27 protein-coding genes are annotated in these 26,397 nt (G+C 32.8%); 13 read left to right on the forward strand and 14 right to left on the reverse strand.

The features are described from left to right. Window positions 1–30: 30 nt before the first annotated feature. On the reverse strand, window positions 31–1,011 hold the full coding sequence (locus tag P2W65_RS24245) for a hypothetical protein (RefSeq protein ID WP_289662193.1): 981 nt from the start codon (window positions 1,009–1,011) through the stop codon (window positions 31–33). A gap of 372 nt (window positions 1,012–1,383) precedes the next feature. On the opposite strand from P2W65_RS24245, the gene P2W65_RS24250 reads away from it, so the two are divergent. The 9 genes from P2W65_RS24250 (at window position 1,384) to P2W65_RS24290 (ending at window position 8,021) form a co-directional block, all read left to right on the forward strand. Further along, entirely contained in the window at window positions 1,384–1,569 is a 186-nt protein-coding gene (locus P2W65_RS24250; RefSeq protein WP_289662195.1) for a hypothetical protein, read from the forward strand. Window positions 1,570–1,649: 80 nt separating this feature from the next. Continuing rightward, complete coding sequence (locus P2W65_RS24255) at window positions 1,650–3,314, forward strand: tetratricopeptide repeat-containing sensor histidine kinase (protein ID WP_353511548.1); 1,665 nt, start codon at window positions 1,650–1,652, stop codon at window positions 3,312–3,314. Window positions 3,315–3,320: 6 nt separating this feature from the next. After that, window positions 3,321–3,989: a helix-turn-helix domain-containing protein gene (locus P2W65_RS24260; RefSeq protein ID WP_289662199.1), complete on the forward strand. Its 669-nt coding sequence runs from the start codon at window positions 3,321–3,323 to the stop codon at window positions 3,987–3,989. 138 nt (window positions 3,990–4,127) lie between these two features. After that, window positions 4,128–5,183 (forward strand): type I restriction endonuclease, encoded by a 1,056-nt coding sequence (locus P2W65_RS24265; RefSeq protein ID WP_289662202.1) that lies wholly within the window; start codon window positions 4,128–4,130, stop codon window positions 5,181–5,183. A gap of 24 nt (window positions 5,184–5,207) precedes the next feature. Continuing rightward, window positions 5,208–5,438, forward strand: a complete 231-nt coding sequence (locus tag P2W65_RS24270; RefSeq protein WP_289662205.1) for a hypothetical protein — start codon at window positions 5,208–5,210, stop codon at window positions 5,436–5,438. Further along, window positions 5,439–5,729: a membrane protein insertion efficiency factor YidD gene (gene yidD, locus P2W65_RS24275; protein WP_289662208.1), complete on the forward strand. Its 291-nt coding sequence runs from the start codon at window positions 5,439–5,441 to the stop codon at window positions 5,727–5,729. 98 nt (window positions 5,730–5,827) lie between these two features. Beyond that, window positions 5,828–6,238, forward strand: a complete 411-nt coding sequence (locus tag P2W65_RS24280) for a single stranded DNA-binding domain-containing protein (RefSeq protein WP_289662211.1) — start codon at window positions 5,828–5,830, stop codon at window positions 6,236–6,238. 9 nt (window positions 6,239–6,247) lie between these two features. Beyond that, the gene (locus P2W65_RS24285; RefSeq protein WP_289662213.1) at window positions 6,248–6,457 is read left to right on the forward strand and encodes a hypothetical protein; all 210 of its coding nucleotides are present in this window, start codon (window positions 6,248–6,250) and stop codon (window positions 6,455–6,457) included. 211 nt (window positions 6,458–6,668) lie between these two features. Next, window positions 6,669–8,021 (forward strand): GH1 family beta-glucosidase, encoded by a 1,353-nt coding sequence (locus P2W65_RS24290; RefSeq protein ID WP_289662216.1) that lies wholly within the window; start codon window positions 6,669–6,671, stop codon window positions 8,019–8,021. Between the two features lie 80 nt (window positions 8,022–8,101). Here P2W65_RS24290 and P2W65_RS24295 read toward each other — a convergent pair whose 3' ends face one another. Beyond that, entirely contained in the window at window positions 8,102–8,467 is a 366-nt protein-coding gene (locus P2W65_RS24295) for a hypothetical protein (RefSeq protein ID WP_289662219.1), read from the reverse strand. A 361-nt stretch (window positions 8,468–8,828) separates the two neighbouring features. Then, window positions 8,829–9,455 (reverse strand): hypothetical protein, encoded by a 627-nt coding sequence (locus P2W65_RS24300; protein WP_289662221.1) that lies wholly within the window; start codon window positions 9,453–9,455, stop codon window positions 8,829–8,831. 554 nt (window positions 9,456–10,009) lie between these two features. On the opposite strand from P2W65_RS24300, the gene P2W65_RS24305 reads away from it, so the two are divergent. After that, window positions 10,010–10,192 carry a hypothetical protein gene (locus P2W65_RS24305; RefSeq protein WP_289662224.1) on the forward strand — a complete coding sequence of 61 codons (183 nt, stop codon included), beginning with the start codon at window positions 10,010–10,012 and terminating at the stop codon, window positions 10,190–10,192. 96 nt (window positions 10,193–10,288) lie between these two features. Continuing rightward, window positions 10,289–11,980: an ATP-binding protein gene (locus P2W65_RS24310; protein WP_353511549.1), complete on the forward strand. Its 1,692-nt coding sequence runs from the start codon at window positions 10,289–10,291 to the stop codon at window positions 11,978–11,980. A gap of 74 nt (window positions 11,981–12,054) precedes the next feature. On the opposite strand, the gene P2W65_RS24315 is transcribed toward P2W65_RS24310, so the two are convergent. Next, window positions 12,055–12,588: a 5' nucleotidase, NT5C type gene (locus tag P2W65_RS24315; RefSeq protein WP_289662230.1), complete on the reverse strand. Its 534-nt coding sequence runs from the start codon at window positions 12,586–12,588 to the stop codon at window positions 12,055–12,057. Between the two features lie 88 nt (window positions 12,589–12,676). Here P2W65_RS24315 and P2W65_RS24320 point away from each other — a divergent pair, with 88 nt between their 5' ends. Beyond that, window positions 12,677–13,426 (forward strand): DeoR/GlpR family DNA-binding transcription regulator, encoded by a 750-nt coding sequence (locus P2W65_RS24320; RefSeq protein ID WP_289662232.1) that lies wholly within the window; start codon window positions 12,677–12,679, stop codon window positions 13,424–13,426. On the opposite strand, the gene P2W65_RS24325 is transcribed toward P2W65_RS24320, so the two are convergent. The 6 genes from P2W65_RS24325 to P2W65_RS24350 form a co-directional block, all read right to left on the reverse strand. Further along, on the reverse strand, window positions 13,423–13,557 hold the full coding sequence (locus P2W65_RS24325) for a hypothetical protein (RefSeq protein WP_289662234.1): 135 nt from the start codon (window positions 13,555–13,557) through the stop codon (window positions 13,423–13,425). The genes P2W65_RS24320 and P2W65_RS24325 overlap by 4 nt on opposite strands. Window positions 13,558–13,631: 74 nt before the next feature. Further along, window positions 13,632–15,083 (reverse strand): TolC family protein, encoded by a 1,452-nt coding sequence (locus P2W65_RS24330; protein ID WP_289662236.1) that lies wholly within the window; start codon window positions 15,081–15,083, stop codon window positions 13,632–13,634. After that, entirely contained in the window at window positions 15,076–18,243 is a 3,168-nt protein-coding gene (locus P2W65_RS24335) for an efflux RND transporter permease subunit (protein ID WP_289662238.1), read from the reverse strand. The genes P2W65_RS24330 and P2W65_RS24335 overlap by 8 nt, the downstream gene beginning before the upstream one ends. A 105-nt stretch (window positions 18,244–18,348) precedes the next feature. Continuing rightward, complete coding sequence (locus P2W65_RS24340; RefSeq protein ID WP_289662240.1) at window positions 18,349–19,431, reverse strand: efflux RND transporter periplasmic adaptor subunit; 1,083 nt, start codon at window positions 19,429–19,431, stop codon at window positions 18,349–18,351. Between the two features lie 180 nt (window positions 19,432–19,611). Further along, complete coding sequence (locus tag P2W65_RS24345; RefSeq protein ID WP_289662242.1) at window positions 19,612–19,995, reverse strand: hypothetical protein; 384 nt, start codon at window positions 19,993–19,995, stop codon at window positions 19,612–19,614. A gap of 156 nt (window positions 19,996–20,151) precedes the next feature. Further along, window positions 20,152–20,556, reverse strand: coding sequence for a GNAT family N-acetyltransferase (locus P2W65_RS24350; protein WP_289662244.1), 405 nt, complete (start codon window positions 20,554–20,556; stop codon window positions 20,152–20,154). A gap of 174 nt (window positions 20,557–20,730) precedes the next feature. Here P2W65_RS24350 and P2W65_RS24355 point away from each other — a divergent pair, with 174 nt between their 5' ends. Beyond that, the gene (locus P2W65_RS24355) at window positions 20,731–21,294 is read left to right on the forward strand and encodes an outer membrane beta-barrel protein (protein ID WP_289662246.1); all 564 of its coding nucleotides are present in this window, start codon (window positions 20,731–20,733) and stop codon (window positions 21,292–21,294) included. Window positions 21,295–21,516: 222 nt separating this feature from the next. Here P2W65_RS24355 and P2W65_RS24360 read toward each other — a convergent pair whose 3' ends face one another. From P2W65_RS24360 to P2W65_RS24375, 4 genes are all read right to left on the reverse strand, one after another. Continuing rightward, entirely contained in the window at window positions 21,517–22,131 is a 615-nt protein-coding gene (locus tag P2W65_RS24360) for an outer membrane protein assembly factor BamD (protein ID WP_289662248.1), read from the reverse strand. Window positions 22,132–22,285: 154 nt separating this feature from the next. After that, window positions 22,286–22,678, reverse strand: a complete 393-nt coding sequence (locus P2W65_RS24365) for an ACT domain-containing protein (protein ID WP_289662250.1) — start codon at window positions 22,676–22,678, stop codon at window positions 22,286–22,288. Between the two features lie 5 nt (window positions 22,679–22,683). After that, the gene (locus P2W65_RS24370; protein WP_289662252.1) at window positions 22,684–24,561 is read right to left on the reverse strand and encodes a M1 family metallopeptidase; all 1,878 of its coding nucleotides are present in this window, start codon (window positions 24,559–24,561) and stop codon (window positions 22,684–22,686) included. Between the two features lie 246 nt (window positions 24,562–24,807). After that, entirely contained in the window at window positions 24,808–26,388 is a 1,581-nt protein-coding gene (locus P2W65_RS24375) for an NADP-dependent glyceraldehyde-3-phosphate dehydrogenase (protein ID WP_289662254.1), read from the reverse strand. Window positions 26,389–26,397: the final 9 nt, after the last annotated feature.

Raw genomic sequence — 26,397 nt, forward strand, 5'->3', positions numbered from 1 at the left:
TTATTACATAAATCGCATTTTAACTTAATTTTATTTTCTTACATATTTATTGATAATATAGGAAGTTACCGGCCTTAATGCTTTTCCATTTTCGGGATGCATCCCATGTGTATTGAAAAACTCTACACTGTCCCCTACTTTAGCATACCAAACAATGGCTTTTTCATTCTTAAAAAATTCTGTTGTATCGCAAACCTTAATTCTTCGAAGATTTATAATTCTTTCATCATAAGATTGTGGTGAGTTAAATGTTCCAATTCCTTCTATTTTTAAATCACAGCTTATCTCTTCATAATGATCGCCAGACCATTGCATGCATTCTTTTTTGGACAAATTAAAATAAATGATTAATCCTAATCCGAAAATAATTACAGCTATAATTCCTACAGATCTCCAATTACCAGGATTTGTTCCTCCATCTATGGGAGTAAAAGCAGCTACAGAAATTGATGTTGGCTGTGATTCTTCATCTTGAATCGGTTCCGAGTCTTGATTTGGAATTTCTTCGGAATCTTCCTTATCGAAAGTTTCTTTTGGCTCAATCGCATTTTCAGTTTCTACCTCATCAATTAAATCATCAGAAGAAACTATCTTACTTGAAAAATTAGTATCTCTTAGATCATTTATTAAGACTTCCTCATCTTTCTCATGCTGTTTTATAAACTCTCTAAAAGGTCTTGGCCGAAGATCTACTAATATTGCCGCTAATTGAATCGTATCTTCAGCAGGTTTTTCTGTTTTACCCAAAAGAAACCGCTTAACAGCTTCTAATTTATTCAGCTCGTCATCTCCAAACAAGTTTTTTTTATCCTTATCAAATGGAAAATCGAAAAAAGATTCAAAGGCACTTAAATCTTCTTTATTATTGTTTGACTGGAATCTTTTAATACATAATTTTTTAAGCTTTGCCGGTGTTGGGGAACTTAAATTATTTGAATACTCTCCATTTATTTCTTCTTCATATTTAGCTTTAATAGCTTTTTTATAATCTTCAATAGTATAGTTTGACATAGGCATTTTGAACTTTTTAAAACTTTTCTAAAGTACTTTATTCTACTTTTTACGACTTTCTAGAACTTATTCAAACTTTAGAGAAATACATTAAACTTTCCTGACTTTCTAATCAATGCAGGCTCAAAACCGTTGTTACTTTGCTCCAACAAAATTAGTTATCGTTTTGATCTGCAGGTCAAAAACAAATGTACAAAACTAGTTAAGTAACCAAGTGCGGAAAACCGTAAAACGGAGTTTATCCGGGAAGTATAAATAAAATTTTATAGTTCTACGCACTTCACTTCCCAAACAAGTGGGCAATGCCATAACAAAGTTCAGAACCTTTCTGAACGGCAAAGCCCTTTTACTAAATCTTAAATCATAAAAAAAATGAAAACAGTATTTATATTGGGAGCGTGCGCGCTATTGAGTTTGACTATTTTTTCTTGTACTGCTGACGAATTTGAAACAGCTACAGATAAAACTGAAATAAAAAAAGATCTTAATCAGTTAAAAGCCGATGGGCCAGACGATGATCCAATTGTGGTTCCAAAACCACCTATCAAAAATCCATAAAATCAAAATACCATGATTTTATAAAATAATTATTATTTTCGGGGAAAGTAACGCTTATGCTACGATCCCCGTTTTTTTGTTTGCTATTTTTTTTATTACTGTTTTCTTGTACAGAAAAAGCACCATTATCTGTTGATACAAAAAAAGCAACAAAAGAAGCTATTGCCTTCAGAGAAAAGGCAGAATCAAGCTTTCAAAATAAAAACTACAATACCTCTTTTTACAATTTCAACAAATCTAAAATAGCTTTTGAAATTGCAAAAGATAGTGCTAATGTTGTCTATAATTTGATCCAAATGGCTTCTATCCAGCAGATAAATGGTGATTATTATGGCAGTAAAGAAACACTAACAGAAGCATTGCCTTATATTAAAAAGAAAGATATTTACAGTGCTGCCATTAATAATTATTTTGGAATCGCCGATAAAGAACTTTCGCTTTATAATGATGCCTTTTTTTATTATAATGAAGCTCTAAAGGATTCAAATGACGAAACATCAAAAATATCCCCACTGAATAATATTGCCGTTATTTATACTCATCAAAAAAAATATAACGAAGCCATACAAATTCTAGAATCTATTTTGTCTAAAAACGAAATTTCGGAGAAAAGCAAAGCCCGCGCATTAGACAATCTTGGATTTGCCTATTTCAAAAAAGGATTAGATAAAAAAGGTCTTCCGTTTTTAAATGGAGGTTTACAATTAAGAACACAAGCGAATGATTCTTATGCATGTATTGGAAGTTATTTGCACTTAGCTGAATTCTTCTCTAAAACCAATACAAACGAATCAAATAAATATGCCAGAAAAGCTTATGAAATAGCAACAAATTTCAATAGTGTTGATGAACGTTTGAAAGCATTATCTTTTCTAATTGCCAATGGTTCGGGAACAAAATATGCGCAAAAATATATTTCCATTAATGACAGTATTATTAGTGTTCGAAATAATTTTAAAAACAAGTTTGCCAAAATCAAATACGATTCTAAGAAAGAAAAAGACGAAAATCAGAAACTTCGCTTAGAAAAAGCCGAAAATGAATTAGCACTTCAGAAAGCATTTTATCAAAAAATATTTTTCATAATTGGTATAATAGGTCTTTTTATAGTTCTTATAAATTTGAAAAGACGTTATGAAAACCGAAATCGAATAGAGAAAATCAAAACAGCCTACGATACTGAAACAAGAATTGCGAAAGATATTCATGACGAATTAGCAAATGATGTCTTTAACACAATCACTTTTACTCAGACTCAAGCGCTTACATCTCAAGATAACAAAGAAACATTATTACAAAAACTAGATTATATTTATTCTAGAGTTCGTGGCATTTCAAGAGAAAATAATGACATCGATACGGGCGTAAATTATTCCAATAATCTAAAAGAAATGCTTTCTACCTATAATAGCGAAAAAACAAATGTTCTAATTAACAGCATTGAAAAAGTAAACTGGGATCTAATTGAAGATTTGAAAAAAATTACGCTTCAAAGGGTTTTGCAGGAATTGATGGTTAATATGAAAAAACATAGTGAAGCTTCTGTAGTTGTTTTAAAGTTCGAAACAGACACTAATAAAATATTTATACACTACAGCGACAACGGAAAAGGCTGTGAAAAATCAAAAATTATAAAAAATGGTTTACAAAATATGGAAAACCGTATTCTAGCCATAAAAGGAACTATTACTTTTGAAACTGAACCCAATAAAGGTTTTAAAGTCAAAATAACAATGCCTAAATAAAAGCCTATGTTTAAAAAAGTAATAATAGCTGAGGATTTTGAAGAATTCAATTTAGCTGTAAAACAAACTTTAAATGATCTTAACATTGACAATTTTCAGCACGCAAAATATTGTGATGATGCTTTTCTAAAAATAAGAAAAGCTATTCAGGATAATGAGCCATACGATTTATTAATTAGTGATCTTTCTTTTAAAAAAGATCATCGTGAAGTAAAAATTGGCAGTGGCGATGAGTTAATTCAAAAAGTCCGTGAACTGCAACCCGACATTAAAATTATTGCCTACTCTATCGAAGATAAAAATGCTCGTATAAAATCACTTTTTGAGGATTCTGAAATCGATGCTTTTGTACTAAAAGGCAGAAATAGTATTGAAGAGCTCAAAAAGGCACTTACTATAATTTCAGCTTCTGATCAAAAATTTATTTCACCAGAAGTTGCTTCCGCTCTTCAAGAAAAAGGCAATTATGAAATTGACGATGTCGATATTAAAATCCTGAAATATTTAGCTGCTGGAACTTCACAGGATGAAATTATTGAGATTTTTAAAAGCTCAGATGTTAAGCCAAATAGCAAAAGTGCCATGGAGAAAAGATTATCTAAACTCAAAGACTTTTTTAAAGCTAATAATACTGTTCATTTGGTTTCTATTGTAAAAGATATGGGAATTATTTAAAATTCTTTTGCTCCATTTTTAAAGCTCCTTCGGGGGCTTTTTTATTTCTTCTATTTGATTTTTATGGATTATGGATTTCCGTAAAATACTGGTTTTGATTGGGATTACTTTTGAATCAATAATTTAAATGACAAACCAATGGAAATGAATATTCAACTAAAATCGTTAGCCGATAAAATAAATCAGCTGAAAAGTAAAATTGAAACTGAAGAATCTACTAAACACGCTTTTGTTCTTCCTTTTATACATATTTTGGGTTACGATGCTTTTAATCCGCTCGAAGTAGTTCCTGAATTTACAGCCGATCTTGGACTAAAAAAAGGAGAAAAAGTAGACTATGCCATTTTTCAAAATGGAGAACCTATAATCATTGTAGAATGCAAAAGCTGGAAAGAAAAACTTACTGTGCATAATTCACAGTTATTCCGCTATTTCCATGTTACAAAAACTCGTTTTGCACTTTTAACAAATGGAATCAATTATCAATTTTTTACCGATTTAGATGATCAAAACAAAATGGATGAAAAACCATTTCTGGAATTTGATATTTGCAACCTGAAAGAAAATACAATAACAGAAATTGCAAAATTTCACAAAGCCAATTTTGATGTAAATAATATCGTAAGCAACGCCAGCTCTTTAAAATACATTAAAGAAATTAAAAAGCTTATTAATGCCGAATTGGAAAGTCCATCAAACGATTTTACAAAACTATTTGCTAGTAAAATATATACAGGAAGATTAACTGAAAAAGTTATTGATGAATTTAAAGATTTAGTTCAGAAATCAGTTAGTCAATTTATAAATGATAAAATCAACGATCGATTAAATGCTGCTTTAACCAAAGAAACAATTAAGCAGCAAGACGAGGAAATTTCGATAGTTGAAGAGGATAATAAAATTAATACTACAGAAGAAGAACTTGAAGGTTATCGCATTGCCGTAGCTATTTTACGCAGAAAACTACCAACAAGCCGAATTGTCCACCGTGACACACAATCTTATTTTGGAATCTTACTGGATGATAACAATCGTAAACCTTTATGCAGACTTCATTTAAATGGAAGTAAGAAATACATAAGTCTATTTAATGATAATAAAACTGAATCAAAAATTTCTATTTCATCAATTGATGATATTTATCAATTTGAAAAGGAGTTATTAGATACAGTTGCTCTTTACGAAACCGAATAAATCAAACCTAAAAAATTTAAAATTATGGAATACAAAGTAGTCCCATTCGTAGCTTCAATCGATCCTAAAAAAGGAACTTCAGATCATGTAGCTGAACAACTTGAAAGTTTAATAAAAAATTTCACTAATCAAGGCTGGCAATATGTGCGTTTAGAAAGTGTATCAACATTTGTTCATCCTGACAATGGATGTTTTGGATTTGGAGCCAAACCTGGTTACACAACAAATAGTCAAATGGTTGTTTTTCAAAAATAAATGAAATATTTCATCTTACTAATTATTCGATTGTATTGGATTTTAATTCCTAAATCTAAAAGAAAAAAATGCATTTTTAGAAAATCGTGTTCAAATTATGTGTTTGAAATAACTCAAAAAGAAGGTTTTATAAATGGATTAAAAGCATTTCGATTTAGATATAATAATTGCCGAAATGGTTTTCAAGTTTTTAAAAATCCTGTTACTAATAAAATCCAATTAATTCTTCCTTCTCTTGTTATAGTGGAGAAGGAAGAAATTGCTGAAAGATTAATCGAAAATCAAGTATAAGTACGTATTCCACAAAAGAGCTTTCTAACTAGATTTATCCTTAATATTATATTTTAAAATAGTAGTATCCCAACTCTAACCAAATACCACAACCGCCTATGCAAAAAAACTACCTCATCTTATTTTTTGTACTTCTTTTTTTATCCTGTAAACATGCTGATGCTCCTCCGCCTCCAGCAGAAATAAATTCATTTTACAAGCCTGTAATTACTGCCGACGACCGTAAAACAATTACGCCCGAAGAAGCCAAAACCTATCATGTAAATACCACTTATAAGTACAAATACAGAACTGGAAATCCTGGGCATTATAAATACAATTATGATGTGAAAGGAATAAATACAACTGGAGACTCCGTTTTTGGGAATATAATTGTTCAAGGAAAATTTGGAGCTGGAATCTTAATTGACAGCCTGAATGAAACAGAAATTAATACCGAATGGATTGCTCACGGAAAACTAAAAGCTCTTGATAAACATGGAAATGAATTCCATTTAATTGTTAAATAAAACTATCGAATGAAATATACTTTACTCTTATTTTTTGTTTTCGCCACTTCATTTTGTCCACCCGAAACCACAGTATATATCTGCGGATCGACTGGTGCGAAAAAATATCACCTCAAAGAACATTGCCGCGGTTTATCAAGCTGTCGGAGCGAAACTGTAAAAACATCACTCAAACAAGCTAAAGGCTTAGGTTTATCACTTTGCGGATGGGAAGATTAATTCTTCCCTTTTTTTATATTTAATTATCTGATAATAATCACTTTACAATAAATTCACATTAGTTTTATTAATTTGAGTAAAACTAATTGTTATGAAACTATTTAATCTAAATTTTCTGGTATCATTCAAAGAATGGCTTTTTTTAAGAGCTATGCAATCTTCTTTCCTACACTAATAGAAACGTTTAAAAAACAAAGGAAAGTCTTATTGAATGAATAAAATTGAAAACTCATTTTTGAACAAAAACCAATTTGGGGAAGGTTTCTTGTGGGGTGTTTCTACCGCCGCTTTCCAAATTGAGGGTGCACATGATTCTGACGGAAAAGGTTCTTCTATCTGGGATGTTTTTACTTCTCAAAAAGGAAAAATAAAAAACGGGCATCATGCCCTAACCGCTTGTGATTTCTATAATTCTTATCAAGATGATATCGATCTGATTCGGGAATTAAACATTCCAAATTTTAGGTTCTCCATCAGCTGGCCTAGAATTATGCCAACTGGAGTTCATCCTATAAATCAAGCTGGAATTGATTACTACAATAAAATAATAGATTCGCTACTTGGATCTGGAATCGAACCTTGGATAACCCTTTATCATTGGGACTTACCACACGAACTCGAATTAAAAGGAGGCTGGACGAACCGTCAATCGGTTTCTTGGTTTTCAGAATATGTTGAAGTTTGTGTACAGCATTTTGGTGATCGTGTCAAAAACTGGATGGTTATTAATGAGCCTTCTGTTTTTACTGGAGCGGGTTACTTTTTAGGCATTCACGCACCAGGTAAAAAAGGAATTACCAATTACTTAAAAGCGATGCATCATGTAACTTTGGCAACAGCTGCAGGCGCAAAAATTATTCGCAATAAAATTCCGCATGCCAACATTGGAACTACTTTTTCCTGCACACATATTGAGCCCGCTACAGAAAGCACTAAAGATATTGAAGCGGCAAAACGAGTGGATACTTTATTGAATCGGACTTTTATAGAACCCATTCTAGGATTAGGCTATCCACAGAAAGATCTTCCGGTTCTTAAAAAACTCAACAATTATATTCTAGAAGACGATTTAGACAATCTAGCATTCGATTTTGATTTTATCGGACTTCAATGCTACACACGCGAAGTCGTTAAATCGGCAATGCTGATTCCGTATATTGGTGCCGAATTAGTCAGTGCCGAAAAAAGAAATGTCATTTCGACTGAAATGGGCTGGGAAGTATATCCGCCAGCTTTATATCATGTTCTAAAAAAATTCAATGAATACGAAGGAATTCGAAAAATCATTATTACCGAAAATGGCGCTGCTTTTCCAGATACGGTAACCAATGGAAAGGTTTTCGACATCAAAAGAACGCATTATATTCAAGATCATCTGGAACAGATTTTAAAGGCTAAAAATGAAGGTTTAAATGTCGAAGGCTACTTTGTATGGAGTTTAACCGATAATTTCGAATGGGCAGAAGGTTACAACGCCCGATTCGGATTAATTCATGTCGATTTTGAAACGCAGAAACGAACCATCAAAAATTCTGGATTATGGTTTAAAGACTTTTTATCTTAAAAACTCATACTAAAAAAAATCAAAAAGCCTTTCGCAAAATTGTGAAAGGCTTTTTTTTAAATTTATCAGCGTCAAATGGATCAACGCAGTCTGTATTTATAATTTTGCTTTAAAATCCCGATATGGACTTTCCCATTCGCTTTTAGGTGTGCTGTTACCAAAACATATCTTTCCTCAGGATATTTTATAGTATAGCTGTAAATAGTATCTTTTACTTTAACTTGAAGCAGATGGTTTCCATCATCTGATACTGATATTGCCGTTGTTTCATAAGTAGGCATTGCTTCTGTGGCTTTTAAGGTAATTTCTTTTACTTTTTCTTTATCTAGAAAAACTTCCAATTTTAAATTATCCAATTTCAGATCTGTTGGCTGTTCAAATGAGACAACATATTTTTTACAACCGAACGCGCATAAAACAATTAATAATACCAGAAGCTTTTTCATGAAATGTGTTTTTAAAGTAATACTCTTAGAAATCGAAATCTCTTTTAATGTTTTATAAATATAGATAATTTTATTAGACCTCAAAACAGTAAAAAAACAATCCTGATTTTCTTTAAAAATCGCCATAAAAAAGAAGCAGAATTAAGACGAAAAAAAAGCTTTTTTTTAGTAAAAAAACCACTTATTTAATTGATTTTATTAGGTTTACCGATATTTTTTTCTTATCTTTATAGTGTAAATAACAGTAAATATATGCCGAAAAACAAACTTTTTAAACGCCAGGATTACACTTCAAAAAATTATTCTTTTTTGCATTTTATGTTTCAAAATGCTTTCCTGTTTCACATCGAAACAATTCTTTTTAATCTTTTTTCTGCACAAAGTAAAAACAAGCAGAAGACACTAGGGCAACCGCTCCAATTGCAACCGTAATTATTTTACGAGGATATATTTTCTGAACTATTTTTTTAGAGAATAAAGCTCCAAAATTAAACAAAAGATTTCCTCTTTTAGGAACCTCTTTTGACTCTTCATGTTCATTATTCACCAAAACAACTTTTTCTATGCCATTATTTTCTACTTCTGCAATTACATTCGCTGCGTTTTCATTTTTTTTAGCTGCACCAATTCTACATTTTTCATTAAATTTTTTAAAAGGACGCGGCTGAAAATCAACTATCACTGCCGCAAGATTTATGGCATCAATATTTGATGGGTCTGTTTCGCCTTTAAAAAAGGTTTCGATAGGTCTAAACTTATCTTTTTGTTCCTTAAACTTATTCTTTTTAGAATGATCAAAATCTAAACAGAGTAAATTTTTAAACACATTTAGATCATCTTGAGTGGGGTTGTTTTCAAAAATAAGCCAGCACAAATCACGGAGTTTTCCTCGGGAAGGGTTGTACAAATAATCAAAGTGTTCGCCCTCTTTTTCGAGTTCGTATTTAATTTTAATCGCCTTTTTATATTCCTCTAATGTATTATTCATCTTGCCTTTTTTAGAAAACTCATTGAACCCTTTATTTTTTTATTCACCAAAATATTTTTTATATGCACTTATTTACGACTTCTCAAATTCAAATGCTTACCAACACTTTCAATTTTTATTCCAATTTATATATTATTTCTATATTTTTTTTACTTGTTCAACCAACTTTTTTGAGAGTTACTGCATCTATTAAAATAGAGATTTATTTCAGCTTAAATACTAACTAACCATTCAAACCAGACTTAGATTGGGAATTCTAGGGAATCTCGGGAAAACGCGGGAATTCTGGGAATTCCTTATCTACAAAGGCTTCAAAGTGCCTTTCCTTTGCATCAGAAATTAGTTCAAGTTTTGTCTGCAGACTAAAACAAAAATAAAAAACTAGTTCTAATTAACCTTGTGGAAAACCGTAAGACCGAGTTTATTCGGGAAGTATAAATTACGTCTTACAGTTCTACACAGTTACTTCCCCAAAAACAATTTGGTGTCGCCAAAATAAACTCTGGATCATTCCGGACAGCCACACCTATGTCTAATTTCTAAATTAAATCAAAATGAAAAAACTAATACTATTGTTCGCTTTTGCAACATTATTTACTATATTTTCTTGTACTCCTGATGAGTATGAGACTCAGCCAACTAAAAAAATCGAAAAGAATGTCGATAAGTTACGCGCTGACGGTGACGATGGTCCTGGTGATAAAACACCGCCACCAATCAAACCACCTACTGAATAAATATATTTTTAGTGTGGAATTAATTACTATTTTCGGGGAAAGTAAATTTATATGTTACGGTCCCCGTTTTTTTATTTAACAATACTCTTTTTTCTCGTGTCCTGTGAAGAAAAAAAAACCGTTGATCCTACTACCAAAGTAATACGTAAGGAAGCAATTAGTTTAAGAGAAAAAGCAGATGAAAATTTTCAAAAGCAAAACTTAAATACCGCTTTTTATGAGTTTAATAAATCAAAAGCAATTTTTGAAAGTTTAAAAGATAGCGCCAATATTGGATATATTCTTATTCAGATGGCATCTATTCAACAAATTAACGGAGATTACTATGGCAGTAAAGAGACTGTGACCGAAGCATTACCTTATGTTGAAAAAAATAGAAATTATAAAGCATCCATCAATAATTTATTAGGTATTGCAGACAAAGAGCTTTCTCTTTATGATGATGCCATTTTTTTCTACAAAGAAGCTTTAAAAGACTACACAGACACTATCCAAAAACAAGCACCAGTACAAAACATTGCTGCTGTTTACATCCAACAAAAAAAATATGATCAGGCTATTCCTTTATTAGAATCTCTTTTAGAATCAATTTCAAGCAAAGAATTAAGGGATAAAACTAAACCAAATGATAAATCCATAATTCTTGATAACTTAGGTTATGCTTATTTTAAAAAAGGATTGGAAGAAAAAGGATTTCATCTAATGGCTGAGGGACTTCAAATCAGAATTGAAAGTGATGACACTTATGGAAGTATCGAAAGTTATCTTCACCTTGCTGATTATTATTCTAAAAAAGATTTACAGAAATCAGATGAAAATGCTCTTGCCGCTTACGCTATAGCCACAAAACTAAATAGTGTTGACGAAAGGTTAGAAGCACTGCAAATTTTAATTTCAAACAATCACAGCGCGAATACCGCCAAATATACTCAAAAGTATTTTACACTAAATGACAGCATCATAAAGACCAGAAACAACTTTAAAAATAAGTTTGCCAAAATCAAATACGATTCTAAAAAAGAAAAAGACGAAAACGAAAAACTTCGTTTAGAAAAAGCAGAAAATGAACTGTCGCTGCAAAAAGCCAGTTATATGCGTATTGTATTTGTGATTGTTTTTGTTTTCTTAGTCATTTTAATTGCGATACTGATCCGTTATTATAAAAATAAAAACAAATCTATAGAACTAAAGACTTCTTATGATACTGAAACCAGAATTGCAAAAAAAATCCACGACGAATTGGCAAACGATGTCTTTCAAGTAATTGCTTTTGCCGAATCCCAGTCTTTAAATACCGCAAACACCAAAGAAAACCTGCTTCAAAAATTGGATGATATTTATGGCCGCGTGAGAGGAATTTCAAGAGAAAATAATAGTATCGATACGGGAACCAATTTTACCCGAAGCATCAAAGAAATGCTTGCTGCTTATAATACACAGGAGAGAAACATCATTGTGACCAATCTAGAAGAAATAAACTGGGAGACTATTGATGATATGAAAAAGATCACCATCAGCCGAATTTTACAGGAATTGATGGTAAATATGAAAAAACACAGCAAAGCAAATCTTGTAGTCATAAAATTCGAAAGCGACCTAAAATCAATCCTAATCAATTATATGGACAATGGTGTAGGCTGTGAGAAAAGCACTATTGTAAAAAATGGTCTGCAAAACATGGTCAATCGTATTCTGGCTGTTAACGGAACTATTGATATTGATACAGAACCTGAAAAAGGATTTAGAGTGAAAATAATTATGCCGGAACAAACACAGATTAAAGTTTAAAATAAAAAGCCTTTCAGAATCTTCCGAAAGGCTTTTCTCTTCAAAAAAAAAATAAAATTATAACCTTTTTAAGCTTATAATGTTTCGTTTAAAACCGCAACAGCTTCTTTCCAATTATTGACTCTTAAATGATGCGTTTTATTTATATTATGAAATGCTGTAAACATAATCGGTTTACCAATACAATAATCTAGATTTTTACAATGATCATCAATCAGATAATCGGTTTTGATGATTCTTTTACTGCCACATAAAACAATATTTTCCCATTTAATAAAAGGAAAATGTTCTGCGAGCCATGCTACTTTTTCGGCAAGTGATACTGGAAATTCTGTGGCTGCCGAAACAATAAAAATCTCAAAGTTCTTTTGTAATTCCCGTACACTTTCAACAGCATTTTGCATTACAGGAAGAGACCTGAAAAAATTATCTCTATTTAAAACTTTGACTAATAAATCTCTATCCTTAAAAGCCTCATCTTCACTTAATCCTTGAATACTCTCTTTTGTTAAACTAGTTCCGTATGCGGTATTATAATGCTCTAATAGCTGAGATTCAAAATCAGCCAATACACCATCCATATCGATTGCAATTGTTTTCTTATTCATTGTAAATTTATTTTGCGGTAAAATTATGCAAAAATTGCAACATATTGCAATTTTTAACTTATTTTTGCAATATAAAACCGCAAAAAGAATGAAAAAGGAAGAACGTCAACAAGCCATTTTAGAATATTTAGCAAAAGAACATCGCGTAACCTCCATAGAATTAAGCGAATACCTTAGCGTTTCAGAAGATACAATAAGACGCGATTTAAAAGAACTTTCAGATCAGGGGCTTTTAAAAGCCGTTCGGGGCGGTGCGGTTGCTCCTTCCCCAATTCCGCTGCATTATAGAAAGAGAGAAAAACACGATATCGAAAACAAAAAGATTATTGCGCAAAAAGCAATTTCGTATTTAAAAGACGGACAAGTAGTTTTTATTGACGGAGGGACAACTTCTTTAGCTTTAGTAGCAAGCTTTCCTTACGATCTAAAATTAACGGTTATTACCAATAGTTTTCCGGTTGCTTCATTAGTGGAAGATTTACCGAATATCGATTTAATTTTTGCAGGCGGTAAAATGTGTAAAACCTCTTTCACCACTTCTAGTATCGAAACTATGGATTTCTTTAGAAATTTTAGAGCCGATGTCTGCATTTTAGGAATCTGCAGTATTCATCATGAACGTGGTATTACAGGAATTTTATATGATGATTCGATGCTGAAAAAGAATATGGTTCAGAATTCCAACTTTGTTATTGCATTAAGTTCCATCGAAAAAGTAGAAACAGCCGAGTCTTATTTTGTCTGTCCGATAAACGATATTAATGTTTTAGTAACGAATGTTTCACCTGAAGAGGAGATTTTGAAAGCATATAAAAATACAGGATTAAAAGTTCTTTAATTTTTAGAATTATAAGGAGCTATTTCCAGCCATCCGCTATATCTTTTCCTGCCTAAAGAAGGCAGAAAAAGGATACCGCTTCTGTCTGGGCTAGGGCACTCGGTTTCATAAGAACCTTTTTTTAAAATCATTATTTCAAAACACAAAAAAGCCTTTCAGAATTTTACTCCTGAAAGGCTTTCTTTCTACAAATTAACAGGCAATATTATTTCCATCCGCCGCCTAGGTCTCTATAAACATGGACAGCAGCATTAAGTTGTTCTTTTTTAGTATCGATTAATTCCAGTTTTGCTTCCAAAGCATCTCTCTGCGTCATTAAAACCTCAAAATAATCTACTCTAGCCGATTTAAACAAATCGTTTGAAACATCAATAGAAGTATTTAAAGCGTCTACTTGTTTTGATTTCAAATCGTAACCTTTTTGAAGATTTTCAATCTTAGACAATTGATTGGACACTTCTAAATAAGCATTTAAAACCGTACGATCGTAATTGTATAAAGCTTGAAGCTGTCTCGCATTGGCACTAGCAAACTCTGCTTTGATTGCATTTCTGTTAATTAAAGGAGCCACAAGATCTCCAGCTAATGAATACAGTAATGATTCTGGCATTGTAAACAAATAAGAAGGTTTAAATGCATTTACTCCAATCGCAGCAGTAATATCCAAAGAAGGATAAAACTCAGCACGAGCCACTTTTACGTCTAATTTTGAAGCTACCAATTCCAATTCGGCTTGTTTTACGTCTGGACGATTCTGCAACAATTGAGATGGAATTCCAGAAGTAACAACAGCTGGTAATAAACTTAAGAAATTGTTGTCGCTTGTTCTTTTGATTTCCTGCGGATATCTACCCAATAAAAAGTTGATCTTGTTTTCGGTTTCTTTAATCTGCTGTAAAATATCAAACTCCATGCTTTGTGAAGTTAAAACTTCTGCTTCAAATTTCTTAACGCCCAATTCAGTTGCCCTTGCTGCCTGTTTTTGAACTTTTACAATTTCCAAAGCATTAGTCTGCAATTTGATCGTTTGTTTTACAATCTCCAACTGATTGTCTAAAGCCATTAATTCATAATAAGAATCAGCTACTTCAGCGATGAGGTTTGTAATGACAAAGTTTTTACCTTCAACTGTAGCCAAATATCTATTTAAAGCCGCTTTTTTAGAATTACGCAGTTTTTTCCAGATATCTACTTCCCAGTTTGCATAGGCAGAAATAGTAAAATCTCCCAGAGGATCTGGCATTTCTTTGCCTGGTTTAATTTCTGTAGAAGCATCACCCGCACCTTGGCTTGTATATCTACCTACTTTTTCTACTCCAGCTCCAGCACGTAATCCTGCAGTTGGCAATAAAAGTCCTTTTTTAACACGAATATCATTTTTTGCAATTTCGATTTCCTGCAAAGTAATATTTAGTTCCTGATTATTTTTAAGAGCAATATCAATTAAATCTACTAGATTTTGATCTTTAAAATAATCTTTCCAAGCTAAAGCAGCTGTATTGTTATTGGCATCCTGCGTTTGGACTGTTTTGCCAAACGAATCAGGAACTGGAGCACTTGTTGTTACTGCTGCCTCAGGTGCAGGGGTTTTACACCCTGCAACTGCTAGACATACAGCTAATGCAATACTATATTGATATGATTTAACTTTATACATGATTGTTATCAATTTCTTCTGTTAATGGATTTTCTTCTTCATGTTTTACCAGTTTATATTTCTCGGCAACCTTAGCGAATATGAAATACAATCCTGGAATCACAAAGACTCCGCAAATAGTTCCGATAAGCATACCTCCGGCCGCAGCAGTACCAATAGTTCTGTTTCCAATTTTACCTGGGCCTGTTGCAAAAGCAAGTGGTAATAGACCAGCAATAAATGCAAATGAAGTCATCAAAATTGGACGGAACCTTGCTTTTGCTCCTTCCATTGCAGCTTGTAATACCGATAATCCTGCAGCATGTCTTTGAATAGCAAACTCTACAATCAAAACGGCATTTTTACCTAATAGACCGATAAGCATTACCATTGCCACCTGAGCATAAATATTGTTTTCTAATCCTGTTAATTTCAATAAAAGGAAAGCTCCAAAAATACCTGCTGGCAAAGAAAGAATAACTGATAATGGCAGAATAAAACTTTCATACTGCGCCGCTAATACCAAGTAAACGAATCCTAAACAAATCAAGAATACCCAGATTGCCTGATTACCCTGCGCCACCTCATCGGCAGAAATACCTGCCCAGTCAATGTCATATCCTCTCGGTAATTTTTCAGCAGCTATTCTCTGAATTACTTTAATTGCTGTACCAGAACTATAACCCGCTGCTGGAGAACCACTGATCTGTGTTGAGGTATACATATTATGACGAGTGATTTCTGAAAGTCCATATACTTTTTCTAATTTCATAAAAGCAGAATAAGGCACCATTTCATCACGATCGTTTTTCACATACAGTTTCAAGATATCATCTGGCTGTGCACGATATTCTGGCGAAGCCTGAACAATAACTTTGTAGTTGATACCAAACTTAATGAAACTGATCTCATAGTTACTTCCTACAAGCGTTGACAAAGTATTCATCGCATTCTCGATAGAAACACCTTTTTGCTGTGCCAAGTCATTATCGACCTTCATCATGTATTGAGGGAAACTAGAACTATAGAAACTAAACACATTCGATAATTCTGGCTGTTTATTCAATTCAGCAACAAAGTCGTTGTTTACCTGTTCCATTCTCTTATAATCCACAGAACCAGTTTTATCTAATAAACGAAGCTCAAATCCTCCGGCAGCACCGTATCCAGGTACAGCAGGCGGTTGGAAAAATTCGATATTAGCACCTGTAATATCTTTACATTTTTCCTCCATTTCGTGCATAATCTCCAAAACAGATTCTTTACGGTCGCTCCAGTCTTTAAGATTCACCAAACACGTTCCTGAGTTGGCTCCTGTCCCTTCAGAAAGAATCTCATAACCTGCCAATGAAGAAACCGATTTTACTCCATCAATATCTTCAGCGATTTTTTGAACTCTCTCTGCAATATTATTTGTTCTTTCTAAAGATGAACCTGGAGGTGTCTGAATTACGGCATAAAACATTCCCTGATCCTCATTCGGAATAAATCCAGAAGGAACCGAACTGCTTATGATCCATGTTCCAATACAGAAACCTACAAGCGCCACAATAGTAACCACTCTTCTATCAACAATTTTACCTAATAGATTTTGGTATTTCCCTTGTGCTAAATTGAATTTTTCGTTGAAAGCATCAATAAATCTATTCGCAGGTGTTTTCTTTTTAGGTGTTCCATGATTGTTTTTTAACATCATCGCACAAAGCGCTGGTGTCAATGTCAAAGCCACAATACCAGAAAGGATAATTGCAGTTGCCATTGTTACAGAAAATTGTCTGTAGAATACTCCAACAGGACCAGACATAAATGCAACTGGAATAAATACTGCCGCCATCAAGAAGGTAATGGCAATAATTGCCCCCGCGATTTCATGCATTGCTTTCTTAGTTGCTTTGAATGGCGACAGATGTTCTTCTTCCATTTTGGCGTGAACGGCCTCGATAACCACAATCGCATCATCGACCACGACCCCAATTGCTAATACTAAAGCAAATAATGTGATTAAGTTCAAAGAAATATCGAAGAATGTCATAAACACAAAAGTTCCCACCAACGATACTGGTACCGCAATTGCCGGAATAACCGTAGAACGCCAGTCTCCTAAGAAAAGGAAAACTACTAAACCTACTAAGATAAAAGCTTCAACCAAAGTGTGGATTACTTTTTCGATAGAAGCATCAAGGAATTTAGAAACGTCATATGAAATTTCATAATCCATTCCTTTTGGAAATCTTGTTTTGATTTTTTCCAATTTAGCCTTAACCTCTTCAATAACCTGATTTGCGTTACTTCCAAAAGATTGTTTCAATACAATCGCTGCAGATGGTCTTCCATTCAAATTAGAATAGATATCGTACATCGAGCTTCCAAATTCAACTTTAGCAACATCTTTCAATCTTAAAAGCTCTCCGTTTGCATTTGCTTTTACTACGATATTCTCATACTGTTCTTTTGTTGTAAAACGACCAGAATACTTCAATACATATTCGAATGCTTGAGAACGTTTACCAGAACTTTCTCCCGTTTTACCTGGAGATGCTTCCAAACTCTGACTAGACAATGCTTCCATTATCTCATCAGCAGAAATTTTATAGGCTAACATACGATCTGGTTTCAGCCAAATACGCATGGCATATTCACGTGTCCCTAAGATATCTCCAGAACCAATACCATTTACCCTTTTCAATTCAGAAAGTACGTTGATATCAGCATAGTTATACAAGAACTTCATGTCTGTATTTTTGTCTGTACTGTAAAGGTTTACGTACATCAACATACTTGGTACTTCTCGCGTAATTTTAATACCTTCACGAATTACTAAAGGAGGTAATTTGTTAGTAACAGAAGCCACACGGTTCTGAACGTTAATAGCGGCTTGGTTAGGATCTGTTCCTAGATTGAAAACTACTTTAATTGTAGCTTCACCATCATTACCAGCATCAGAAGCCATATATTTCATTCCTGGAACACCATTTAAGGCTCTTTCCAAGGGAATAACAACTGCTTTAACCATCAATTCACCGTTAGATCCTGGATAATCTGCGGTAACATTCACCATTGGAGGTGAAATGGTTGGGAATTGTGTAATTGGTAAATTCAATACAGACAAAACCCCTAAAAAGACAATTATCAACGATATTACTATCGACAATACTGGTCTTTGAATAAATTTATTAAACATTTTATATCTTTTAAATGATTAAACTAAAAGGAAATCAATAAGTCAGCACAATTCTATAGTTTCAAAATAAAACTGAATACTTAAAACTGAGACTGAACACTAATTTTACTCCGCTTTTAAGCGCAGGTTATTAATTACCTTTTTAGGAGATTCAAATTCGTATTTAATTTTATCGTTCTCTTTTACTTTCTGAACTCCTTCAAGTAAGATTTTGTCGTTTTCGTTCAGTCCGCTTTTAATTACGTATAAATCAGGGATTTCACCAGTAATCGTGATTTCTCTAGAACTTACTTTATCATCTTTACCTACAATGAAAACATATTTTTTATCCTGAATTTCATAAGTAGCTTTCTGTGGAATTACAATAGCATTTTTCAACGGAACATTCATCTGAACTTGTCCTGTTTCACCATTTCTAAGCAATTTACTTGAATTTGGGAATCTTGCTCTAAAAGCGATATTTCCAGTTTCACTGTTAAATTCACTTTCTATAACTTCAACATTTCCTTTGTCTTTGAAAATGTCTCCATTAGCCAAAACCAAATTCACTTTGTTATCAGCACGATCTTTAATGTTTGTTTCATAGCTGATATATTCTGGCTCAGAAACATTGAAATAAGCAAACATCTGACTGTTGTCTGAAAGACTTGTCAATAATTCACCTTCATCAATTAAACTTCCTAGTTTTAAAGGAATTCTATCAATTGTTCCATCAAATGGCGCTCTGATTTCTGTGAATGATAAATGCAGTTTTGCCAATGCCACTTCAGCTTTTGCAGACTGTAATTTTGCTTGAGCTGAACTCAATTCGTTTTTAGAAACGATATTTTTATCAGCCAAAAGTTTTGAATTTTGCAATTCGATTTCTACAGATTTTTGTTCTGCCTGAGCCTTAAGTAATTCAGACTGATACATGTTTGGCATAATTCTAAACAACAGCTGCCCTTTTTTTACAAACTGTCCTTCATCAACATAAATGTTTTGCAAAAACCCTTTTTCCTGGGCACGGATTTCGATGTTTCGCACAGATCTAATCTGCGAAACGTATTCCTTCGTAAACGAAGTATCGATTTTTACTGGATTAGTTACGGTGAACTTTTCCTCTTCTTCTTTTTCTTCTTTTTTTTGTGTACAACTGGTTAAGCACACTAAGGCCATAAAGCCTGTGATCAAGATGATTCTTTTCATGATGTTTAAATGGAAATTAAGCGATTGAATGCTTGGAATACAAAGATTCCTTAAAGATGGAATGTAACATCAGTAAGCTTTAGTCTGACCTTAATTGTCATATAAGCGGCAATAAGAAAAAAATATACAGCAGCAAGATATGCAGGATCGCAACTTAGGCAAACAATGTATATTTTAAAATCAAATTCTTAATACTCGTTGAGTAATGTATAAAGGATTTGAATTCCCAAAGGAAGGCGTCGAAAATTTAAAACGATTGGAATCATTTGCAGCAGATTGATCTGATAATGTCAGATACAATTCATCTATTAAGCTGTAAGAGGCTGCGAAAAATTTATTCGTAAGTCCATCAACATCATCGTTTCCTAGAAGATCTTCTTCGATATCAATATCAGTAGCATCCTCAATAGTCGAAGATCCTCGTTCATGATTCGTGAATTTTACTCGATGTTTCTTTTCAAAATTATGGTGCTGAGATAAGCCAAAAGTATTTGCATTAAGATATTGGCCTCCGCCGAACAGAAGCATATTCATGAATACTAAAAAGACTATTAACTTTCTCATTTGGGTGCGAAAGTAATAAAAGATTGGAATAAAAAAAATAAAATAAGAAATCCTTAACATGTTATTGCAAACGAAAACGATTTCAGTTTAAAAGAAATTCAAATTTGATGGTTTTAACAAATCCAAAAAACACATAAAACATTAAAAAACAACAACTTAAATCGTGATTTCCATAATAGTAAATTCCTGTCCAGCCTTGTTAAAAACTTCTCCAGTAGCATACATGCCAAATTTTTCGTAGAATTGTTTTTTTTCTGTTCTAGCATTACACCAAATTTTTTTAATTCCTTTTTCTTGTGCTGTTTTAAAAATATGCTTCAATAGTAAAGATGCTATTCCTCTGCCTTGATAAGAATTTAAAGTAGCTAACTTTCTAAACTGCATCACATCTCCTTCTGTAAAACAAGAAACAATTGAAACTAATTGATTCTCATCAAAAACCCCATAATGCGATCCAAAATCATCTTCTGCAAGCTGAACAAATTCAAATGGCTGATCCGGCCACATTACTTCATGACGTATTTTCCAGGTTTCTGATGCTTTGATTTTTTTAATTTCCATACTACTCTAATTTTCAACTGATTCAAAAATAATTATTTACGAGAAACCTAAAAAATATCAAAAGGCTTTACTCTTGCTTTATTCCAAAAAATCACAAAAAATAAATCAGATAATTCATTCATTACAAATCAATTATGAGTATTTTTATAAAACTAAAATCAAATCCAATCTGTTATGAAAAAAATATTTTTAGCAGTTTTTTTATGTATTTGTGCAAATGGATTCGCACAATTGATACAAGTTGGACCACAGATTTCTACTAATATTACTTCTATAAATACCAGTAATTTTAGTTCAGATCATACTAATACAGGAATTGGTTTTGCTGCATTTGCCAGAGTAAATCTTTTGCTTTTTTATGGTCAGGCCGAATTTGGTTATGCAAAATCCAATTTCAGCGTTTACCAAAATGGTGTGGGTGAAACCGAATTTAAATTAGGAGGAACTGATGCTTCTCTGATCGCCGGATATAAACTTGTTCCATTAGGAAAACTGGGCAATGTAAGGTTATTTGTTGGTTACAACTGGAAAAACTACTCAGACATTAGTAAAAACAATGGTCTGAATTCTATCACAATAGAAAAAAACAACCATAGCCTAATTGGCGGCGTTGGAGTTGATGTTTGGAAATTAACTTTTGATGTAAGATACCTTGCAGGATTAACAGATATTGATTCTTCTAATGGCGAGATTAAAACAGGCGTTACAAACTTCTCTCTTGGATTTAAATTCCTTTAAATATATTTTAGAAAAAGCTTTGTCAAAGTAACAGTCTAATTTATTTGACATACTATTCGCAAAAAATATTTAATCAGTAAAACCCCAGCGGGATGAAATATTTATAGAATTTCAATAAAACAAAATATATGTAGCTCCGCATGCAAGACATGTATTCTTTTCTATAAATATTTAGCTTCTTAGAAGCATAAAAAAAAAGGAATCATTTGATTCCCTTTTCTTTTAAAACTTAGTATAATAAGTTTCTTCGTTATCATTTTTTACTTTTTCGATTCCATCTTCGGTTTTAACAGCAACATTGATAACATGAAGGACATTTGCTTTTTCATTAAAACTGCAGTTCCAGATGGTTCCATCAGAAAGAATAATCTCCGAAAATAATGATACTGTATTATTGGCATCATTGTAAATTAAATCTTCTGTTTTTAAAAGTTTCTTAGCTTTCGTTTTTTTATCTAATTCGTAAAATAAAATCTTATCTTCTTTAATTTCAATCAGTTCTTCAACTGTAGATTGATTCCCTTGATTTACAGCTGTACTTGCCCAAACTGGCTGGCTTCCAGACTTTTTCCAAGTACCAACTGCTTGATCCAAGATTTCTTTTCGTAACACTTCACGTAAAGTATCTACTTTTTTTATTGCTTGCTGTGCAATTTCATTTTCAGGTTTAATTTTAGCCGCTAAAGAGAATAAATCGATAGCTTTAACAAAATCAGCTTTTTTGTAATAGGAAATAGCTAATTCATACTTGCTTTTTTGAAATGCGGCCTTTTGATCATTTTGTCCAAAAAACTGAAGGCTAATCAAAAAAACAATTAGGGGTAGTGTTTTTTTCATTTATAGTTGGGGGGATTGATTTATTGCTTGCAAACCTAATTTTTTTGAATAAAGTTTCCTACTTTTTGCGCACTATTTTTAATTATTTAAAATGAATCAAAATAAAAAAGAACCTAAAATATTAGGTTCTTTTTTATTTTAGCAAAATCTGTTATTAATTTGAAAAAGAAATCAAGATTTCGAACGCTTTTTTTGCATCTTTTTTATTTACAAAAATATGATCATGATAATAAGCCGCAACAACATTACAACTGATTTCATTCTCTGAAAGTGCTTTCGAAAATGCCGCTGTTAACCCAACAGCTTCTAAAGACGAATGTACTGTCAGCGTTATCCAAGCCATTACAACTGAATATTCTAGTTGCAATACATCGGCAGTTTCTTTTTTTAGGATTAAAGTAATTGCTTCTTTTTCTCTAAAAAACATTTCTACAGTATCTGGATCAATGTTTCCTAACTTTTCTACTTGACAAAAAACATAATTTCCTGAATTCAATTCAGGTTTCATGCTTTTTAATAATTCCTTTAAATCTTTTTCTCCAGACATTTTAATTACTTCACAATTAGACTGTTGTTTTTAGGAGTTGCATCCATAAAAATACCACCGTCAAGTTCTACTTGTTTAATTTTCTTTGTGTTTTTCAACACAATTTTGGCTGTTTTTTGATTCTTTTCCCAAATTACAGGTGTTTGATGCAAGGTTACTTTTGAATTATCTGCATAAGTAATAGTAACATCAAAAGGAATCGCAAAACCACCAATATTCTCTACTGTAATAACTTTATTATCAGCAGAAACACTTTTAACAGCAAGATCTAAATAATGGTTTGTGAAGAACCAATTATTGAAAAACCAATTTAAATTCTTTCCTGTTGAGGTATTAAAAGAATTAAAATAATCCCATGGAATTGGATGTTTTCCGTTCCAAGTATCCATGTAATCGTGTAATGCTTTTTTGAACATTTCATCGCCTAACATATCTTTTAAAGCCAGATAAGACAACGAAGCTTTTCCGTATGAATTATTCCCGTAACCCGCACCAGAAACCTGTGTTGACATCGAGATAATCGGCTGATCTTCTTCAGTAGAACGGTCGTTGATATAGCCTTTTACTCTAAAATTTTTATAGAATTTATCTGCCTCTTCTTTCCCATGCTCATCAATTCCAATTAAATACTCAAAAGTAGTTGCCCAGCCTTCATCCATAAAAGCATAACGTGTTTCATTAATTCCCATATAAAAAGGAAAATAAGTATGCGCTACTTCATGATCTTGTACCAATTGGGCAAATTTTGCATCTCCCATCTGCGAATCGTTGCACATCATTGGATATTCCATATCGGCAAAACCTTGAAAAGCTGTCATTTTTGAAAACGGGTACGGAACTCCTGGCCAGTGATTAGAAAACCAATCTAAAGCATATTGATTGTTTTTAACGGAATTTACGAAATCTGTTCCCTTAATATCATAAGCGGCCTGAACACTTGCACGTCGATTATTTTTTTTATCAACTATAACACTGCTTGCGTCCCACAAATAATGATCGCTCAAACCAAAAGTAACATCGGTAATATTTTTAGCTTCAAACTTCCAAACATTCCAATCATATTGTTTCGTTACAATACCGCTTTTCATTTCCTGTTCGTTTGCGATATGCAAAATCTCATCTGTTGTGTAAGATTTCTTTAAACGAGCTGCAAACTCTGGCTGTAAAACCTCATCAGGATTTAATAAATCTCCCGTTGCATAAACAATATAATTCTTAGGTGCTTTTACAGAGAAAACATAATCATTAAAATCATTATAAAATTCCTGACGATCTGTATGCGGTAACAGATCCCAGCCATTATAATCATCATAAACCGAAACTCGTGGATAACTATAGGCTACAAAAAAAGTAGTCTCGTCTATTTGACCTTCTCTACCGCTTTCTTTAGACAATGGATAACTCCATTGAATATTGATGATGGTTTTAGTGTTCGGTAAAATGGCTTTTTTCAATTTTACCGTTCCCACCGTTCCCCATTTTCTGGCATTTTCTTTATAAACTTCGTCCTCTATTTTTAGTAACGAAATAGTTAATCCATCACTTAAAAAATCGTCACTTACACTACTTCCACGAGGCGAAGAAGGTTTGTGAAGATTGTTTACAAATCGGATAGCCAGACTTTTTAAAGTATCTTTACTGTTATTTTCGTAGATAATAGTTTCTGTTCCACTTACAATTTTCGTTACAGGATCAACAGCAATTTCCATGTTGTATTTCCCATGATTCTGCCAATAATTTTTTCCTGGTTTTCCGTCTTTAGAACGTGTCCCTTCTTCAAAAGCTTGTTTTATATTTCTTGGCATGTAAAGCTCTTGGGCAAAGTTATTTTGAGTAAAAAAAACAAATGCTATTACTGCAAAATGCAATATTCTCTTTTTCATAAGTTATTCTTAGGTCTTTTAAAAAATATTTTTTGATAACAAATTAGTGCATTTCTCTCTCTAAATGTTACAACGCAATGCAAATTTAATTATTAATTATTAGAGGTTGATGTTTTGTAGTTTATAGTTAATTGTTTATCGTTTTAAAAAACTTAGAATCTTAGTATCTCAGTGTCCTAAACAAAGAAAAACCGTCTGCCACTAAAGCGACAAACGGTATCTACAGTTAATATATAACCTTGATGACTACAAAATATAATCGGTATTAATAAAATTCGATTCTTTGCTGTTAAGCAATTCCTGCAGAATCTCATTATTGTAATCGATATCTTTTGAAGCTACAAACGTACGAATTGAGAAAGAACGCAAAGCATCTGGAATACTCAAAGTTCCTACAGCCGAATCTTTACGCCCCGTAAAAGGGAAAGCATCTGGTCCTCTTTGGCAAGAACTGTTCAGGTTTACTCTGCAAACTAAGTTTACTAAAGCGTCAATAAGCGGCGCAAGTGTTTTAATATCTTTTCCAAACAAACTCACTTGCTGACCATAGTTTGATTCAGCCATATCCTTTAATGGTTCTTTAATATCTTTAAATGAAAGAACTGGAACTACCGGCCCAAACTGTTCTTCGTGGTAAACACGCATTTCTTTGTTTACAGGATACAAAACGGCTGGGAAAATATAATTATCGGTATGTTTCCCTCCTTTTTCATTGATGATTTTTGCACCTTTTCCTGTTGCATCGTCAATTAATCCTTGAATATAACTTGGTTTTTCAGATTCTGGAAGCGGTGTTAAAGAAACTCCTTTTTCCCAAGGATTTCCGAAAACTAAACTATCTACTTTCTCTGCAAAACGTTTATTGAATTCTTCTCTAATAGATTCATGAACGTATAGTACTTTTAAAGCTGTACAACGCTGTCCGTTAAAAGACAAACTTCCGGTAATACATTCTTGAATAGCCAAATCTAAATCGGCATCTGGAAGAATGATCGCTGGATTTTTAGCTTCTAACCCTAAAATCAAACGAAGTCTGTTTTTATTTGGGTGCTGATCCTGTAAAGCAATCGCCGATTTACTGTTTCCGATTAATGCCAAAACATCAATCTTTCCAGATTTCATAATTGGAGAAGCGACTTCACGTCCTCTACCGTAAACAATATTAATTACACCTTTTGGGAAACTGCTTCTAAACGCTTCTAATAATGGTGAAATACATAAAACACCATGTTTAGCTGGTTTAAAAATCACAGTATTTCCCATAATTAAAGCTGGGATTAATAATGAAAAAGTCTCATTTAAAGGATAATTATAAGGCCCAAGGCACAATACAACACCAAGAGGTCCACGGCGGATCATAGCGTTTACGCCTTGTACTTTTTCAAAATGTGAACTTCTACCGTTTAATTCTTTATAACTGGCAATAGTATCGTAGATGTATTCTACAGTTCTGTCGAATTCTTTCTGCGAATCTCCCAATGATTTCCCAATTTCCCACATCAAGTATTTTACCACTTCTTCGCGGGTCTCTTTCATTTGTTTCACAAAATTCTCCATGCTTTTAATACGATCGGCAACTTTCATAGTTGGCCATAAGCCCTGCCCCATATCGTAAGCATTCGTTGCAGCTTCAACAACTTCTGCTGCTTCTTTCTCTCCCATAAAAGGAATCGACCCTAATAAAGTCGGCGAATATTTTTCTGTTGAAGAAATAGTTGAAAACACAGGTGTGGTTTGCCCTGTCCATTGTTTCAATTCTCCATTTACAAGATAAGTATCTTGATTGATCAGCGCATTAATCTGATATTCTTCTGGTATAAAACTCATAATTTGGTT

Source organism: Flavobacterium panacagri (genome assembly GCF_030378165.1).
GTDB classification, from domain to species: Bacteria; Bacteroidota; Bacteroidia; order Flavobacteriales; family Flavobacteriaceae; genus Flavobacterium; species Flavobacterium panacagri.

Coding starts and splice junctions, on each gene's coding strand:
- P2W65_RS24270 (WP_289662205.1), top strand. CDS start 5,208: ATGGAATACAAAGTAGTCCCATTCGTAGCTTCAATCGATCCTAAAAAA.
- P2W65_RS24335 (WP_289662238.1), bottom strand. CDS start 18,243: ATGTTTAATAAATTTATTCAAAGACCAGTATTGTCGATAGTAATATCG.
- P2W65_RS24265 (WP_289662202.1), top strand. CDS start 4,128: ATGGAAATGAATATTCAACTAAAATCGTTAGCCGATAAAATAAATCAG.
- P2W65_RS24280 (WP_289662211.1), top strand. CDS start 5,828: ATGCAAAAAAACTACCTCATCTTATTTTTTGTACTTCTTTTTTTATCC.
- P2W65_RS24340 (WP_289662240.1), bottom strand. CDS start 19,431: ATGAAAAGAATCATCTTGATCACAGGCTTTATGGCCTTAGTGTGCTTA.
- P2W65_RS24370 (WP_289662252.1), bottom strand. CDS start 24,561: ATGAAAAAGAGAATATTGCATTTTGCAGTAATAGCATTTGTTTTTTTT.
- P2W65_RS24305 (WP_289662224.1), top strand. CDS start 10,010: ATGAAAAAACTAATACTATTGTTCGCTTTTGCAACATTATTTACTATA.
- P2W65_RS24260 (WP_289662199.1), top strand. CDS start 3,321: ATGTTTAAAAAAGTAATAATAGCTGAGGATTTTGAAGAATTCAATTTA.
- P2W65_RS24290 (WP_289662216.1), top strand. CDS start 6,669: ATGAATAAAATTGAAAACTCATTTTTGAACAAAAACCAATTTGGGGAA.
- P2W65_RS24285 (WP_289662213.1), top strand. CDS start 6,248: ATGAAATATACTTTACTCTTATTTTTTGTTTTCGCCACTTCATTTTGT.
- P2W65_RS24375 (WP_289662254.1), bottom strand. CDS start 26,388: ATGAGTTTTATACCAGAAGAATATCAGATTAATGCGCTGATCAATCAA.
- P2W65_RS24325 (WP_289662234.1), bottom strand. CDS start 13,557: ATGATTTTAAAAAAAGGTTCTTATGAAACCGAGTGCCCTAGCCCAGAC.
- P2W65_RS24330 (WP_289662236.1), bottom strand. CDS start 15,083: ATGTATAAAGTTAAATCATATCAATATAGTATTGCATTAGCTGTATGT.
- P2W65_RS24345 (WP_289662242.1), bottom strand. CDS start 19,995: ATGAGAAAGTTAATAGTCTTTTTAGTATTCATGAATATGCTTCTGTTC.
- P2W65_RS24365 (WP_289662250.1), bottom strand. CDS start 22,678: ATGTCTGGAGAAAAAGATTTAAAGGAATTATTAAAAAGCATGAAACCT.
- P2W65_RS24320 (WP_289662232.1), top strand. CDS start 12,677: ATGAAAAAGGAAGAACGTCAACAAGCCATTTTAGAATATTTAGCAAAA.
- P2W65_RS24295 (WP_289662219.1), bottom strand. CDS start 8,467: ATGAAAAAGCTTCTGGTATTATTAATTGTTTTATGCGCGTTCGGTTGT.
- P2W65_RS24355 (WP_289662246.1), top strand. CDS start 20,731: ATGAAAAAAATATTTTTAGCAGTTTTTTTATGTATTTGTGCAAATGGA.
- P2W65_RS24315 (WP_289662230.1), bottom strand. CDS start 12,588: ATGAATAAGAAAACAATTGCAATCGATATGGATGGTGTATTGGCTGAT.
- yidD (WP_289662208.1), top strand. CDS start 5,439: ATGAAATATTTCATCTTACTAATTATTCGATTGTATTGGATTTTAATT.
- P2W65_RS24250 (WP_289662195.1), top strand. CDS start 1,384: ATGAAAACAGTATTTATATTGGGAGCGTGCGCGCTATTGAGTTTGACT.
- P2W65_RS24300 (WP_289662221.1), bottom strand. CDS start 9,455: ATGAATAATACATTAGAGGAATATAAAAAGGCGATTAAAATTAAATAC.
- P2W65_RS24350 (WP_289662244.1), bottom strand. CDS start 20,556: ATGGAAATTAAAAAAATCAAAGCATCAGAAACCTGGAAAATACGTCAT.
- P2W65_RS24360 (WP_289662248.1), bottom strand. CDS start 22,131: ATGAAAAAAACACTACCCCTAATTGTTTTTTTGATTAGCCTTCAGTTT.
- P2W65_RS24245 (WP_289662193.1), bottom strand. CDS start 1,011: ATGTCAAACTATACTATTGAAGATTATAAAAAAGCTATTAAAGCTAAA.